At 64.8% G+C, this 15,151-nt stretch carries 16 protein-coding genes and 1 pseudogene; 10 read left to right on the top strand and 7 right to left on the bottom strand.

Annotated elements, in window-relative coordinates; translation table 11 throughout:
• Nucleotide 1: 1 nt before the first annotated feature.
• From hutG to C265_RS31855, 6 genes are all read left to right on the top strand, one after another.
• Complete coding sequence (gene hutG / locus C265_RS24955) at nt 2-946, top strand: formimidoylglutamase (protein ID WP_010811411.1); 945 nt, start codon at nt 2-4, stop codon at nt 944-946.
• 186 nt (nt 947-1,132) lie between these two features.
• Nucleotides 1,133-2,527: a saccharopine dehydrogenase NADP-binding domain-containing protein gene (locus C265_RS24950; RefSeq protein WP_010811410.1), complete on the top strand. Its 1,395-nt coding sequence runs from the start codon at nt 1,133-1,135 to the stop codon at nt 2,525-2,527.
• Nucleotides 2,527-3,702 carry a glutathionylspermidine synthase family protein gene (locus C265_RS24945; RefSeq protein WP_010811409.1) on the top strand — a complete coding sequence of 392 codons (1,176 nt, stop codon included), beginning with the start codon at nt 2,527-2,529 and terminating at the stop codon, nt 3,700-3,702. The genes C265_RS24950 and C265_RS24945 overlap by 1 nt, the downstream gene beginning before the upstream one ends.
• Before the next feature lie 6 nt (nt 3,703-3,708).
• Nucleotides 3,709-4,434, top strand: a complete 726-nt coding sequence (locus C265_RS24940; RefSeq protein WP_010811408.1) for a hypothetical protein — start codon at nt 3,709-3,711, stop codon at nt 4,432-4,434.
• Between the two features lie 62 nt (nt 4,435-4,496).
• Entirely contained in the window at nt 4,497-4,895 is a 399-nt protein-coding gene (locus C265_RS24935; RefSeq protein ID WP_010811407.1) for a DUF350 domain-containing protein, read from the top strand.
• Between the two features lie 43 nt (nt 4,896-4,938).
• On the top strand, nt 4,939-5,523 hold the full coding sequence (locus C265_RS31855) for a GNAT family N-acetyltransferase (RefSeq protein WP_010811406.1): 585 nt from the start codon (nt 4,939-4,941) through the stop codon (nt 5,521-5,523).
• On the opposite strand, the pseudogene C265_RS31850 reads toward C265_RS31855, so the two are convergent.
• The 4 genes and pseudogenes from C265_RS31850 to C265_RS24920 form a co-directional block, all read right to left on the bottom strand.
• A pseudogene (locus C265_RS31850) lies at nt 5,504-5,715 on the bottom strand (transposase); the annotation flags it as partial. The gene C265_RS31855 and the pseudogene C265_RS31850 sit on opposite strands and share 20 nt — an antisense overlap.
• Nucleotides 5,716-5,788: 73 nt before the next feature.
• The gene (locus C265_RS24930; RefSeq protein ID WP_010811405.1) at nt 5,789-6,640 is read right to left on the bottom strand and encodes a TauD/TfdA family dioxygenase; all 852 of its coding nucleotides are present in this window, start codon (nt 6,638-6,640) and stop codon (nt 5,789-5,791) included.
• Between the two features lie 62 nt (nt 6,641-6,702).
• Entirely contained in the window at nt 6,703-7,578 is an 876-nt protein-coding gene (locus C265_RS24925) for a TauD/TfdA family dioxygenase (protein ID WP_010811404.1), read from the bottom strand.
• Between the two features lie 44 nt (nt 7,579-7,622).
• Nucleotides 7,623-8,600, bottom strand: a complete 978-nt coding sequence (locus C265_RS24920) for a tripartite tricarboxylate transporter substrate binding protein (protein ID WP_010811403.1) — start codon at nt 8,598-8,600, stop codon at nt 7,623-7,625.
• Nucleotides 8,601-8,697: 97 nt separating this feature from the next.
• Between C265_RS24920 and C265_RS24915 the strand changes: the two genes are divergently transcribed.
• Nucleotides 8,698-9,345 carry an IclR family transcriptional regulator gene (locus tag C265_RS24915; protein ID WP_010811402.1) on the top strand — a complete coding sequence of 216 codons (648 nt, stop codon included), beginning with the start codon at nt 8,698-8,700 and terminating at the stop codon, nt 9,343-9,345.
• Nucleotides 9,346-9,449: 104 nt separating this feature from the next.
• Here C265_RS24915 and C265_RS24910 read toward each other — a convergent pair whose 3' ends face one another.
• Entirely contained in the window at nt 9,450-10,232 is a 783-nt protein-coding gene (locus tag C265_RS24910) for a GntR family transcriptional regulator (RefSeq protein ID WP_010811401.1), read from the bottom strand.
• 96 nt (nt 10,233-10,328) lie between these two features.
• On the opposite strand from C265_RS24910, the gene C265_RS24905 reads away from it, so the two are divergent.
• From C265_RS24905 to C265_RS24895, 3 genes are all read left to right on the top strand, one after another.
• Complete coding sequence (locus C265_RS24905; protein ID WP_010811400.1) at nt 10,329-11,111, top strand: SDR family oxidoreductase; 783 nt, start codon at nt 10,329-10,331, stop codon at nt 11,109-11,111.
• An 84-nt stretch (nt 11,112-11,195) separates the two neighbouring features.
• Nucleotides 11,196-12,128: a 3-keto-5-aminohexanoate cleavage protein gene (locus tag C265_RS24900; RefSeq protein ID WP_010811399.1), complete on the top strand. Its 933-nt coding sequence runs from the start codon at nt 11,196-11,198 to the stop codon at nt 12,126-12,128.
• 123 nt (nt 12,129-12,251) lie between these two features.
• Nucleotides 12,252-13,559 (top strand): MFS transporter, encoded by a 1,308-nt coding sequence (locus C265_RS24895; RefSeq protein ID WP_010811398.1) that lies wholly within the window; start codon nt 12,252-12,254, stop codon nt 13,557-13,559.
• Nucleotides 13,560-13,713: 154 nt separating this feature from the next.
• On the opposite strand, the gene C265_RS24890 is transcribed toward C265_RS24895, so the two are convergent.
• Complete coding sequence (locus tag C265_RS24890) at nt 13,714-13,986, bottom strand: hypothetical protein (RefSeq protein WP_144062268.1); 273 nt, start codon at nt 13,984-13,986, stop codon at nt 13,714-13,716.
• 28 nt (nt 13,987-14,014) lie between these two features.
• Nucleotides 14,015-14,623 (bottom strand): DUF2778 domain-containing protein, encoded by a 609-nt coding sequence (locus C265_RS32355; protein ID WP_144062267.1) that lies wholly within the window; start codon nt 14,621-14,623, stop codon nt 14,015-14,017.
• Between the last annotated feature and the right edge of the window lie 528 nt (nt 14,624-15,151).

The following is a 15,151-nucleotide window of genomic DNA, read 5'->3' as shown; positions in this document are numbered from 1 at the left end:
GATGGCTCTGACCCAGAACCTCTGGCAGGGCCGTGTCGACGACGGCGAGCGTGGCGACACCACGCGCCTGTTCCGCATCGTGCATGCGCTGGAAGCAGCGGACGTGACACCGCTCGACGGCGCACCGGTGTTGCTCGGCTTCAATTGCGACGCGGGCGTGCTGCGCAATCAGGGCCGTCCCGGTGCCGCGCACGGCCCCGACGCCATCCGCCAGGCGCTGGCCAACGTGCCGGCGCACGGACTGCCCGCGCTATATGACGCCGGCAATGTCAGCTGTGACGACGGCGAGCTGGAATCAGCCCAGCTGGCGCTGGCTGGCACCGTGCGCGACGTGCTGGCGCGCGGCGGGCTGCCGCTGGTGCTGGGCGGCGGCCATGAAGTGGCCTGGGGCACGTGGCAAGGCCTGCGCGCGCACCTGGATGCGCAGGACGATGGCGGGCGCGTGCTCATCATCAATATCGACGCCCACTTCGACCTGCGCACCAGCCGGCCCGCAAGCTCCGGCACGCCGTTCGACCAGATCGCCAACGCCTGCGCCGAGCGCGGGCAGCCGTTCGACTATGTCTGCCTGGGCGTCAGCCGCCTCAGCAACACGCCGGCGCTGTTCAGCCGCGCGGATGCGCTGGGCGTCTGCTACGTGGAAGACGTGGACATGCAGGAGCGGCACCTGGAATCGCGCCTGGCCGAACTGGCGGCGCGCATCGATGCCACCGACCACCTGTACCTGACCATCGACCTCGACGCGCTGCCGGCGGCCGTGATGCCGGCCGTGTCTGCGCCCGCGGCCTGTGGCGTGCCGTTGACGGTGGTGGAGGAAATCGCCATGCTTGCCCGCCACAGCGGCAAGCTGCGCGTGGCCGACCTGGCGGAATACAACCCGCACTACGACCGCGACCACCAGGGCGCGCGCGTGGCGGCGCGGTTGGCCTGGCGCCTGTTCGGCTGACAGGCAAGTCACCCCCAGCCGCCCGGCGGTTGGCACCAGCCGCGCCCGGCTATAGTATTGCCCTTCGCTATATTTAGCGATTCCGATCAGAATTGATAAAGCGAGGCGAGGGCAGTCCTGCGCCGGCGCGGCCGTCCTGCCGCGCCCCCGGGCCGCCCATCGCCGGTTACGGGCGGAAGGGTCTGCGTGATCGAACAAATCGTCATCGTCGGCTTTGGCTGCATCGGCCAGGCCGTGCTGCCGCTGCTGGAGCGAACCTGGCCGCGGGCAGCGATTACCGTGGTGGACCGCGTGCTCGACGGCACGCGCCGGCAACTGGCCGCCCGCCACGGGCTGGATGCCATCGACGCCACCATCACGGCCGGCAACTTTGAAGCGATGCTGGGCCCGCTGCTGCGGCCTGGCACTTTCCTGCTGAACCTGGCACCGTCCGTCTGCAGCCGCGACCTGATCGCGCTGGCGCAAGCGCACGGCGCGTTCTATGTCGATGCCGGCATCGAACCGTGGGACTATGAAGCCGACCCGCAGGCCTCGCACCTGAGCAACTACGCGCTGCGCCACGAGATGCTGGCCTTCGCCCGCGGCCGTGAGACGCAGCCGACCGCGCTGGTGGCGCACGGCGCCAACCCTGGGCTTGTCTCGGTGCTGGTCAAGGCCGCGCTGATGGAACTGGCCGGCAATATCGGCTTGAATCAGCCCGAGCCCCACGACCGCGCCGGCTGGGCTGCCCTGGCGCGCGCACTGGACTTGCGCGTGATCCAGATCGCCGAGTACGACAGCCAGCAAGCCCCCGGCTATCCGCGCGACGGCGAGTTCGCCAACACCTGGTCGGCCGAAGGCTTTATCACAGAATGCCTGCAGGACGCCGAACTCGGCTGGGGCAGCCATGAGCCCGCGCTGCCGCCCGATGGCTATCGTCACGGCTACGGCAGCGGCGCGGCAATCGCGCTGGACCGGCCAGGGCATCGCACGCGCGTGCGGTCGTGGTCGCCGGTGCATGGCCCGTTCGATGCGTACCTGATCACGCACAACGAATCGATCTCGATCGCCGAATACCTGACCGACCAGTCTGCCGGCCAGCCGCTGCACCGCCCCACCGTCTACTATGCCTATCGCCCGACATCCGCCACGCAGACCTCGATGCAATGGCTCGACGAACGCGCCGCCCCGCGCGTGCGCGGCGAACGCATCCTGCGCGACGAGATCCAGTGCGGCGAGGACGAACTCGGCGTGCTGCTGATGAGCGGCCGCCATGGCGCGGTCTGGTACGGATCGCGCCTCTCCACCCAACGCGCGCGTTCGCTGGCGCCGTACAACACCGCCACCAGCCTGCAGGTGGCATCGAGCCTGATCGCCGGCATGCAGTGGATGCTGGCCAACCCGGCGCGCGGCGTGGTGGAATCGGATGCGCTCGACTTTCGCCCCGTGCTGGCCGATGCCGCGCACTGGTGGGCACCGCTCAGCGTGCAGTTCCCCGACTGGCTGCCGCGGCCCGGCGCCACATCGCTCGCCTTCACCGACTTCCTGCTGGACGATGCCATGACCCAGCCCGATCCATCGCCCCTGACCATGGCCTGCTGATGCAACGCATCCCCCAGACCCCGCGCCGCAACTGGCCGCGCGAACTCGAGAATGTCGGCTTCCACTTCCATTCGCTCGACGAATTCAACGTCCCGCGCGAAGTCGATGACAACACCTTCTTCTACTGGCGCGAAGACGCCGCCTACGCCTTCAGCAAGCAGGAGGTGGAAACGCTCTACGCCGCCGCGTACGACCTGAACCAGCGCTGCCTGGAAGCCGTGCAGCACGTGATCGACCACGACCTGTTCGCGCGCCTGGCGATCGACAAGGACTTCGCGCAGCTGATCCGCACCTCCTGGGACCGCGACGAGCCCACGCTGTTCGGCCGCTTCGACATGACGCTGGACCAGCACGGCGTGCCCAGGATGTACGAGTTCAACGCCGACACCCCGACCTCGCTGATCGAATCCGCCGTCGCACAGTGGTACTGGAAAGACACCGTGCAGCCGCAGGCCGACCAGTTCAACAGCCTGCACGACGCGCTGGTGGCGCGCTGGCAATGGCTGCGCAAGCACTACCGCAACGCCAGCATGCTGCACCTTGCGTGCATGTTCGACAGCCAGGAAGACATCTGCAACACCGAGTACCTGATGGACACCGCGCTGCAGGCCGGCTGGTCCGTCAAGCTGGTCGACCTGCAAGACATCGGCACCGACGGCCGCGGCAACTTCTATGACGCCGACAACGTGCCGATGGAAGTCGTCTTCAAGCTCTACCCGTGGGAATGGATGGCCACCTCCGACTACCGCGACCAGCTGGCACACAGCCCCGTGCGCTGGGTCGAGCCGCCGTGGAAGGCCGTGCTGTCCAACAAGGCCATCCTGCCGATCCTGTGGGAGCTCTTTCCCGGCCACCCGAACCTGCTGGAAGCCAGCTTCGACCCCAGCCATTTCGCCGGTCAGCCGCACGCCAAAAAACCCTTCCTGTCACGCGAGGGCGAGAGCGTGACCCTGGCCACCCCGGAAGGCGGCCACGTCCACAACCCCGGCGAATACGGCGCCGAAGGCTTCATCTACCAGGCCTATTCGCCGGCGCGTCGCTTTGACGGCCGCTACACCACGCTGGGCGTATGGATTGTCGACGACGTGCCCAGCGGCCTGTGCGTGCGCGAGGAATCCGGGCCCATCGCCAAGAACACCAGTTTCTTCGTTCCACACTACTTCATGAACGAGTAAGGACCGATGGCAAAGAAGAACAACAACGGCCGCAAGCCGTCAAAGTACGACAGCCCGTACCAGCCCAAGTCGAAAGGATCGCCCCGGTCCGCGTGGCAGCCGCAGCCCTATGCGGGCGAGCAGAAACGCAGCTCGCCCGCGCTGTGGATCATCGGCGCCTGCGCCGTGGTGGCCGGCGTGGCGGCACTCGGCTCCTGCAGCGACGACGCCGACGACGATCCCGGCGTGACCGTACGCCGCGCCAGCTACGCCACGCTGGAAGACTGCGAAGCCGACTGGAACACCCCCAACGACTGCGAAAGCGTGCCGGTCGACGACCCCAGCACCATCTACAGCTCCAGCCTGAACGCATCCGCGAGCGACGCCGCCACCGGCGGCTCCGGCACCAGCCACGGCAGCAGCATGTACTACGCGCGCTGGTACGGCCCGTACTACACCTCCAGCGGCACCGTCTACCACCCCAACGGCACCCAGACCCGGCGCGACATGTCCGCCGGCCCGCTGCGCCCGATGAACGTCTACGACAGCACCGGCACGCGCATGCAATCCTTCACCAACGCCACCCCGCACGCCGCGATGGTGGAAGAAGCCACCGTCCGCCGCAGCTCCCTCAGCGGCGGACGCTCCATGGGCCTGTCCATGCGCGCCGCGGCCGTATCGCGCGCACCGGTGGTATCGCGCGGCGGCTTCACCAGCCGCTTCGGCAGCTCCGGACGCTCCGGCGGCGGCTGAGTGCCGCCTGCCGATCGCCATGTCGTATTCACATCCCTGACAACTGACAACGAGTCCAACCTATGGTCAATGCCATGCACCCGGCGCTTGCCTACCTGATCTATATCGTCACCAGCTTTGCCATGCTGGGGCTGTTCCTGCTGGTCTATACGCGGGTGACGCCGCATCGCGAGTTCCAGCTGATCCGCGAGGGCAATGTTGCAGCGGCGTTGTCGCTGGGCGGGGCGGTGCTGGGGTTCTCGCTGACGTTGTCGTCGAGCATTCAGCACAACGCTACGTTTGGGATGTTTTTGTTGTGGGCGTTTGGGGCGTTTGCGGTGCAGGTGTTGGCTTATCTGGTGGTGGCGAGGGCGTTGGGGGGTGTTGGTGAGGCTATTTCCAGCGATAACCGGGGGGTTGGGGCGGTGATGGGGGTGATTTCGTTGGCGGTGGGGGTGGTTAATGCGGCTTGTTTGACTTGAGGTGATCTTGGGCCGAGGATCGCGAGGTTCCATTAGCAACCACATGACCAGACCAATGCCCGATCGCCCGCATCAGGAAGACCTGACCATCCGACTTGCCACCCAAGCCGATGCGGCTGCGATTTCGGCGGTACATGCGCTTTGCTGGCATCAAGCATATGGCGAGCTGCTTCCCAAAGATATGCTTGCGAACGTGACAGCGGAAAGCCGGCTGCCAGCCAGGTATCGCATTCTCGCGGACCCATCGGTAGCCTGTTTCGTCGCGACCAGTGAGGCTGAAGTCGTCGGCTTTTCCGATTGCGGACCATGTCGCGAAGCAGAGCAGGAATGTCGGGGAGAGGTCTACGCCCTCTACGTACTGCAGGCGTTTCATGACAAGCGTGTCGGCCTGAGGCTTCTGTCGTGCTGCGCGTCAGCCTTGTTGAGGCGAGGTTCCAGTTCGATGCGCCTGTGGTCACTCGAGGAAAATGCACGGGCGCGCAGGTTCTACGAACGTGCCGGCGGACGACTGCTAGACCGGCGCGTCTCGACCCGGGGCTCAGTGGTACTAACTGAAGTGGAATATCACTGGGACCTCATTGGCATGAAGCGGCTCGCAGCGCTCAAGTGGCATTTGTTGTGTGAATGATCTTGCGGATCGCCGGCGGAAAGGCAAAGAGCGGGATCACCTGATCCCAGACACGACGTCAGGACGCGGCGATCGGGGAGTAGTCCTTACCCATTTGTCTTGGTCGAAGGCCTCCAGCTCGGCCAGCGCAGCCTCCGCACTGGGGGCCGCATACACGGGCTTGTGCGCCGCGGCCACGGCGCGGCGCCCCTTGCCGCCGCATCCGGACTGAGGCAAGTCATACAGTCGCCGTCATCCCGTCGGCCCCCAACGTCGGCCCGGAGCGTCAACCAACGCGATCGCCGCGCCCCTCCACAGTAATCCGGTGCAACAGGCGATCATACCCATCATAGCCACCAGTCGCCGCATGATTCACACATCGGTTATCCCAAACAACAAGCATCCCCCGCGACCACCGATGGCGATACACAAACTCCGGCCTGGCCTGGTGCTCAAACAGCGCACGCAGGATCGGCGCCGCCTCCTCGTCGCTCATGCCATCGATGCCGATCGTATAGCCCACGCTGACAAACAAGGCTGTGCGCCCGGTTTCGGGATGCTTGCGCGCAATGGGGTGTAGCTGCGTTGCCATCGCACTGTCCGAATAGCGGATAGCCATCGAGCGTCCCTTGTCCTTCTCACCATATGCGCCCTGTCGCGAATAGCCGCGCCGCGCGGAATGGACGCCTTGCCTGCCGTCCACCAGTGATTTGAGTTCCGCCGGCAGCGCGTCCCAGGCGGCGTACTGGTCGGCGAACAGCGTGTCACCGCCCACTGGCGGAATGACATTGCCGTATAGCACCGTAGCCGCCGGTGGCTGCGCCAGGAAGCTCCAGTCCGAGTGCCAGGACTCGGCAAAGATCGGCGTGCGTTCGTTGGCATCGCGCCGCACTTGCGCGACATGGGGATGGCCAGGGATGGCGGTGAAATACGGATCGCTGCCGAGCGGGCCGATCGTTGACGCGAAGCGTTCGATGTCCTCGATGGCCAGGTCCTGGTCGGTGAAGGCAAGGACCTGGTGCTCAAGCCAGTGCCGGCGAATCTCGGCGACTTGCGCATCGGTCAGTGCCTGCTTCAGGTCCAGGCCCCTGACCAGCGCGCCGCAGGGGGCGTCCTGCGGCAGAACTTGCATTGCCATTGCGCGTCTCCTTGATGAGCGTAAGGGAGCGAGTGGGGCGCACCAGGCGCACAGCGGCGCGCTCAGGCTGCCACGCCGACCGGGCGGTCGCCGGCGATGGTTGTGCGATGCAGCTCGCGGTCAAAACCGTCATAGTCGTTCATCGCCAGATGCTGCGTGCAGCGGTTGTCCCACACGGCCAGCGCGCCGCGGGTCCAGCGGAAGCGGCAGGTGAATTCGGGGCGGGCGGCGTGGGCGTAGAGGTATTGCAGCAGCGGCGCGCTTTCTTCTTCGGTCATGCCCTCGAAGCGCATGGTGTAGGTGCTGTTGACGTACAGCGCCTTCCTGCCCGTGGCGGGATGCACCCGCACCACCGGATGGAGGACCTCGCTGTTGGCGCGGTCATCGGTACGCACGTCCATCTTGTGGGCGGGGTCGCCGTTGTTGACCACGGCGCCCCTGGCGCCATAGGAACGCACGGGGCTATGTACCGCGCGCAACTTGTCGAGCACCAGCTTTAGCCCATCGGAAAGAGCGTCGTAAGCGTGATACATGCTGGCCCACATGGTGTCGCCACCGTAGGGCGGAATCACGCGCGCATACAAGGCAGACCCCAGCGGCGGGATTTCTGCATAGCTCATGTCCGTGTGCCAGGCACCGCCGAAGTTGCGTTTGGTCTGCTCCGCCTTGCCCTTCATCACCGGCAGGATTTCAGCGTGGCCTTCCAGCGCGCGGACGAACGGCACTTCCAGCAGATCGCCAAAGCGGGCGCTGAACGCCTTGTGCTGGTCCGGCGTCAACTGCTGGTCGCGAAAGAAGATCACCTGATGGTTGTGCAGCGCCGAGCGGATCTCTGCGAACGTCTCGTCCGGCACCGGCTGGGACAGGTCTACCCCACTGATCTCCGCACCGAGGGCGCCCGCGATGGGCTGGACATCGATGAAACGGTATTGCGACATGGCTTGCGTTCTCCTTGCTTAAAAAGTGTTAGCGACTGCGAGGGTTACTGGACGGTGATGTGGGCGCTGCGCACCAGCGCGCGCCACTTCTGCGTTTCCGCATCGATAAAGACGCCGAACGCCTCCGGCCCGGCTCCGGAGATGACGCCGCCCATCTCATCGATCTTCTTGCGGACGTCGGGCATCTTCAGCACGGCTTCCAGCTCTGAATCCAGCCGGGCAACGATGGGCTTGGGCGTTGCTGCGGGCACCAGCACGCCGAACCAGCCTGCAATCTCATAGCCGCGCAGGCCGGCTTCCGCCATGGTGGGCACATCGGGCAGCAGCGGCGAACGCTGGGCCCCGGTGATCGCCAGCGCGCGCAGCTTGCCGGACTTCACCAGCTGCAGCGCCGACGGCATGTTGTCGAACATCACCGGAACATGGCCCGCCACGGTGTCGTTCAGCCCCGGCGCGCTGCCTTTGTAGGGAACGTGGGTCATGCGCACGCCGGCGGTGCTGGCAAACAGCTCGCCCGCCAGGTGCAGCGAGGTGCCGGCGCCCGGCGTTGCATAGGTCAGCGGCGTAGCCTGGCGCTTGCCGTACTGGATCAGGTCCTTCACGGATTGCACCGGCAGTGCCGTATTCACGACCAGCAGGTTGGGCACCGCCATCAGCATGGTCACCGGCGCGAGATCCTTGCCCGGCTTGTACGGCAGGTCGGGATAGAGCGAGGGATTGATCGCGATGGGGCCGATATTGCCCATCACGATGGTGTAGCCATCGGCCGGCTGCTTGGTCACGTAGTCAGTGCCGACATTGCCGCCGGCGCCTGCCTTGTTCTCCACCACCACGGGTTGCCCGAGCCGTTCCCCCAGCTTCTGGCCGACGATGCGCGCCAGCATGTCGGTGGATCCGCCGGGCGGGTAAGGGACAACCCATCTGATCGGCTTGCTCGGCCAGGCATCGCTGGCCCAGGCGGCAGGCCCGGGCATGATTGCAGCCGCGCAGGCCAGCGCGGCACTGAGAATGGGGCGCTTCATGTTGTCTCCTGTGGTGGGGCAGCGAGAATGCTTGCCGCCCACGCTTTCTTTGTTTATATTGTTCATCTAGTGAACGTAAATTACACGTAGTGAACGAATGAAGAGTAATAGATCAATCCTCAGGTGTCTAGCCATCCTGCAAGCGTTCCGCCAGAACGGCCGTCCGACCCTGGCCGAGTTGTCACGCGCAGTGGACTTGCCCCACCCCACGGTGCTGCGATTCCTGCTGACGCTGGAGGAAGAGGGCTACGTGGCTCGCGAGGCAAACCAGTGGCGGCTCACCACGCGCGTGTTCGAGATCGGATTTGCCGCGATGGAAAGCCTGGGCGTGACCGAGGCGGTGCAGGAGCACCTGCAGCAACTGGCTGACGTGTATTCCGGCACGGCGAACCTGGGGGAGATCAACCCGGAAGGCGTCATCATCGTCGGACGCGCAATGGCGCCGGCCGAGCGGCGCCGGCTGGTGGTCATGAACTTGCGGGTAGGCAGCGTGCTGCCGCCGGGCAGTGCCCTGGCCATGGCGCTTGCGCTGCCGGTCGGCGAATGGAGCGAGCTGGAATATCCGGAAAGCAATCAGATGTCGATTGCCGTGCCGCTGCCTGCAGTGGGGTCCAGGCAGCTGTCGCTTGGGATCTCTACGTCAATGGGCGAGGCTACGCCTGCGCGGATCAGGGAGGAGATGGTGCCTGCGCTGCAGCGGGCTGCGGGGACTGTTAGTCGGATGATTGGGTTGGCGCCGGCTTGAGGGGGGCGGGAATGCAGGCATTGGAGGTGATGGCTCGCTTCAAAACGGTATCGATGTCAGCCCCTCATTGAATGCCTTGAACTTCTTCAAGCCTGCCGCGCTGATCAGCCCTTCATCCCCGCACGCCCCGCCTTCGCCGCCCGCTTCAAGGGCACCAGCGTGACCGCCGCATCCTCGGTCCTGTCCGTATTGACCAGTACCCCCGCCGAGACAATATAGGCCGCCGCGCTCTCGATATCCCCGCGCAGCGCCGCGCATGCCGCCGCGCTGTCATGCCTGCGCAGCGCTTCGATCAGATTGTCGTGATGCTTGACCGCGACGCGCTCTTCCACGCGGCGCGATCCGGAGCGGAGGTCATGGTTAAGGATCGGGCCGATGCGCAACCACTGCGACTCAATCATCTGCAACAGGATCGGCATGCGCGCCGCCGCATACACGGCAAAGTGAAAGGCCTGGTTCGCGGCGATGACATCCGCGCCGTCGGGACTGCGCTTCGACATCTCGTCGGCAAACCGGCGGTGCAGTGCCTGTACCTGCTTCAGTTCCTCATCGGTGATGCGCTCCGCCGCGGTCGCAGTGGCGAGTCCCTCCAGTTCGATCCGGATCTTGGTGATCTCCTCGAACTGGCTGACGCTCATCCTCGGCACCCGCAGTGCGCGGTTTGGCGTGAGCTCAAGTGCCTGCTCGGCAACCAGGCGATGCACCGCTTCCCGCACCGGCATGACGCTGACGCCCAGTGCGGCGGCAATGTTGCGCAGGGAAATCTGCTCTCCCGGCATCATCTGGCCGCTGATCAGCAGGTCTCGCAGCTGCGTGTAGACGTCGCGGCTGAGCGTCTGGCGGACAAGGGGCGTGACAAGGTCATTCAGGGTCATGCCGCGAAGCATAGCACATAGGGTTATTCTCTATATTTGATCTGTGATCACAGTTTTAATCTTCGTCCGGAAGGCAGGCAGCCGCCTGTTCCCAAGAGGATTGGAATCATGTGGAAGGATGAATCGCTCGCCGGCAAGCGCGTACTGGTGACCGCCGGCGCGGACGGAATTGGCCTGGAGATCACACGGGCATTTGTGGAGGCGGGCGCCCGCGTTGCGGTTTGCGACGTGGCTGGCGGCAGCCTCGAACGTGTCTGTGCCGAGTTGCCCGGCGTAGTGGCAGTCAGGGCCGATGTGTCGAAGGAAAGCGACGTCGAGGCGCTGTTCCAGGCGGTGGATGATGCCTTTGGCGGCCTGGATGTACTGGTCAACAATGCCGGGGTTGCCGGCCCGACTGGCGGTGTCGAAACACTCTCGCTGGCCGACTGGGAGCGCACGCTTGCCGTCAACATCACCGGCCAGTTTCTGTGCACCCGCGCCGCGGTGCCGCGCCTGCGGCAGGGGCGCGCGCCGTCGATCGTCAACCTGTCTTCCGCAGCCGGGCATCTCGGCATGCCGGGCCGTTCCGCCTACTCCGCATCGAAATGGGCCGTGGTGGGCTTTACCAAATCGCTGGCGCTTGAACTGGGCGCGGATGGCATCCGTGTCAACACAGTGCTGCCCGGTGCGGTCGACGGCCCGCGTATCCGCGCCGTCATTGCCGCGAAGGCCGAGTCGCTCGGCAAGCCGCTAGAGGAAGTCACGCGCGACTACACGTCGCAGGCGGCACTGTGCCGCATGGTGACGATGCGCGACATCGCCAACATGGTGCGCTTTCTCTGCAGCGACCAGGCGGCCAATGTGCACGGCCAGGAAATGGTCGTCGACGGCCTGACCCAGGCGCTCAGCTAGCGCGACCAGCGCATTCCGGGGGCCGCCGGATATCCGCGGCCCGCTATCCGACAAAACGCGACAACACCCGACAAAGGAATCACCATGGCCAAGCGAGCCAAAGCCATCATCACCTGCGCCCCGACCGGCGCCATCCACACGCCCAGCATGTCGCCCCACCTGCCGGTGACCGCCGACGAGATCGCAACAGCCGCCATCGACGCGGCGCGCGCAGGGGCCGCCATCCTGCACCTGCACGCCCGCGACCCGAAAGACGGACGCCCGTCGCAGGACCCGGAGCTGTTCCGGCCGTTCCTCGCCAGGATCAGCGCCGAGACCGACGCCGTGATCAATATCACCACCGGCGGCAGCCCGCACATGACAGTGGAAGAGCGCATGTTGCCGGCCACGACCTTCAAGCCGGAGCTGGCGTCCCTGAACATGGGCTCGATGAACTTCGGCCTGTTCCCGATGCTCGACCGCTTCAAGGAATTCCAGCACGACTGGGAGCGCGAACACCTGGAGAACAGCCGCAACCTGATCTTCAAGAACACCTACCAGGACATCGAGAACATCCTGCGCATCGGCAATGCCAACGGCACGCGATTCGAGTTCGAGTGCTATGACATCAGCCATCTGTACAACCTGCGGCACTTCCTTGACCGTGGCCTGGTCAGTGGCCCGGTGTTCATCCAATCCGTCTTCGGCATCCTGGGCGGCATTGGCCCCGATCCCGAGGACCTGATGCACATGCACCGCACCGCCCGGCGCCTGTTCGGCGATCAGTTCCGCTGGTCGATCCTGGGCGCCGGCCGAAGCCAGATGCCGCTGGCGACCATCGGCGCGGCCATGGGCGCCAGCGTGCGCGTTGGCCTGGAGGACTCACTCTGGATCGGTCCGGGCCAGCTGGCGGCATCGAGCGCCGAGCAGGTCACGCGCATCCGGACCGTGCTCGAAGCCCTGAACATCGACGTGGCCACGCCTGACGAAGCCCGCGACATCCTGGACCTCAAGGGCGCGGCAGGCACCGCGTTCTGAACCGGCGGGGCCGCCACGGCCCGGCCCCGCCCAACCATCGAACACTGAAGACATCAACCAGGCAGAACGGCTGACGCGCGGCCCCAGGGCGTGGCGCCATATCCGCCGATGGAGACTACGCACATGCAGACCGTACCCGCCTCAGGCGCGCCGCCGCTGGCCGCGCCGACAGACCGCCCGCTGACCGCACTACTGTTCCGCAAGCTCATGCCCTTGCTGGTGCTGTCCTATGTGATCAGCTTTCTCGATCGCACCAACATTGCCCTCGCAAAGACCCACATCGCTGTCGACCTGAACATCTCGGCCGCGGCCTACGGCCTGGGCGCGGGTCTGTTCTTCCTCAGCTATGCCTTGCTGGAAATCCCGAGCAACCTGATCATGCATCGGGTCGGGGCGCGCTTCTGGATCACACGCATCATGGTGACGTGGGGCCTGCTGTCCGCGGCGATGGCCTTTGTCCAGGGCGAGACCTCCTTCTACATCATGCGCGTGCTGCTCGGCGCGGCCGAGGCGGGGCTGTTTCCCGGTGTGATGCTCTATCTCACATACTGGTTCGGCCGCGAGGATCGCGCGCGGGCGGTGGGCTACTTCCTGCTCGGCGTCTGCATCGCCAACATCGTCAGCGGCCCGCTGGGCGGCGCCCTGCTGGGCATGGATGGCATGTGGGGCTACAAGGGCTGGCAATGGATGTTCGTGCTGGAAGGCCTGCCTGCGGTGTTCCTTGCCGCGGTGGTCTGGAAGAAGCTGCCCGACGGTCCGGACAGCGCGCCATGGCTGACGCCAGCCCAGGCGCAGGAAGTCCGCAGCCGGCTGGCCGCCGAAGCCGCCGATGCCAGCGCCGGCAACGGTGGCCACTCGTTCCTGGGCGCCATGCGTGATCCGCAGGTCTGGCTGGCGATCTTCATCTACTTCTGCCACCAGATCTCGATCTACACGGTGATCTTCTTCCTGCCGGGCATCATCGGCACGTACGGCAAGCTCACGCCCGTGGAAATCGGGCTGCTCAATTCCCTGCCCTGGATTGCCGCCGCCATCGGGGCCGCATGGCTGCCCCGACATGCCAACACCCCAAGGCGCGGCCGCCGTCTGCTCTGCCTGGGGCTGGTCGTGATGGCAGGCGGCCTGCTGATTGCCGCCTTTGCAGGCCCGGTGATGGCGCTGGTCGGCTTCTCGCTGACCGCGCTGATGTTTTTCGTGGTGCAGTCGATCGTCTTCCTGTTCCCGTCGTCTCGCCTGAAGGGCGTGGCGCTGGCGGGTGGACTGGCCCTCATCAATACCTGCGGGCTGGTGGGCGGGTTCATCGGGCCGTCGGTGATGGGGATCATCGAACAGGCGACTGGCAGTACGCGCAACGGGCTGGTCATTATGGCGGGCCTGTTGCTGATCGCCTGCGCCGTGGCACCGTTTCTGCGGCAGGGGCAGGAACGCTGAAGGGCTGTGAAGTGAGAACACCGCCAGGCAAGAAGTAGTGCTGGCTGGACTCCAAGTGCGGCGCTCGGCTGGCAACGGCTGGCGCCGCCGTGAACGCAGTAGCACTGGCGCGATCTGGGCTGACCCGCTGCCTGTCACGCCATAGGCTGCGGTTTCATTCGAACGCGATCAGCCACTCATAGACCGTAGTCATCACCATGGCGAGAAGTGGTGCAACACATAGCCAGCGAAGCCATCTCGGCAAGTGGCGCAACCAGACTCCCATCATCGCGAGGCAGCAGGCGGCGAGCGCAAGTCCTGCTGCAATCAGGTAGTGTCGCTGCGATTGGTACGCCCAGAGATTTGCCACGGGCCCCTCTGCGCCAAATGGATAGTGCTGGGGTGAATGCCATGCCTGCCAGGCGTCAATCGCGATGATTGCCATCATCGCGAGAAGCACGCCGGACGCCACCCACCTAATACATGACCACAAGGTCCATGTCCTTTGCATAGTAGATAAACTCACCGATGAAGCTGTCCATCGAACTCGTCATGTCGATGCAACCGATGGATCCGGGCACCCAACCGCCGTGGATGGAGAAGTTGGACCGACCGTAGGTTTGCGTCCCTGGAAGGGGCTCTAGCCAGACGCGGTGATGCCCCCAGGCGATAGGACCAGAGGGGAATGGCCCTCGCTTGACTATCGCCAGGAGTTTCGCTACGAAGCTGGTGTCGTCCCATCTTTCCATTCTTCCCTGGCGCGCCTTGTAGCGACCAGCCGGAATCGGGCCCAAATTCCGTTCTGCCTGATGCTCGGGGCCGGAATATCCGCGCTTGCCGGAAGTGGCTGGCCATTGTCGATAAGTTCTCCCGTTTTCCAACCATACCAGCGTTACCCCGTTGAAGAGCAGGGATGCCTGACGCATGTCAATACGGCGAGCCGTCTCTTCCAGGTTCAGCAGTCGGACCAGATTGTGGGTAGACAGTTCGTAAGTCCAGCCTCCTCGCCATTGCGCAACGGATCTTAGTTCCGATTTCAAGTCTGGATTGCGATCAATCACATTGCATATTTGCTCCGCACTCATTCGCACGTTTTCCTCTCCATCGTATGGGTTGAACCACTGATGCGCTCACTACGCACCTCCATTGGGGAGTAGGCCGCGTTGAGTGACAATAGGCCGATCCTGAATTTTGCTTGAAAGGATGTACATCGGAGAACACGACGGGCACGAATTGGCATCAGTGCCGGCAGGCGGGATGGCGAATCCCCTGTTTGGGGTTATCAAATGAGACGAACCTACACTGTCGCTGCATTCTGGCTAGCGGGGGCAGCGACTACTTGGGCCGCTTGCTGGATCGGAGATCGAATGAGCTTTCGACTCGGCCTCGGCTGGGATTTTCAAAACCTGGAGGGTTGCTGGAACGTGGGCGTTTGTACTGTGCCTGCCTGGTACACACTCTTGCTCTACCTCTACTTTCTGGGGCCATCGATTGTGTTCGCGGTGGTGGGCTGGAGGGCTTGCGAGGCTACGCCGAGGCGCCTCGTCCAACTGCTAGGCTTACTCGTTGTGGGCACGGCATCGCTTTACCTGGTGACATATGTGGTGAGGTAG

It is taken from the genome of Cupriavidus sp. GA3-3 (assembly GCF_000389805.1).
GTDB lineage: Bacteria > Pseudomonadota > Gammaproteobacteria > Burkholderiales > Burkholderiaceae > Cupriavidus > Cupriavidus necator_D.
This window is presented reverse-complemented; position numbering and strand designations above follow the sequence as displayed.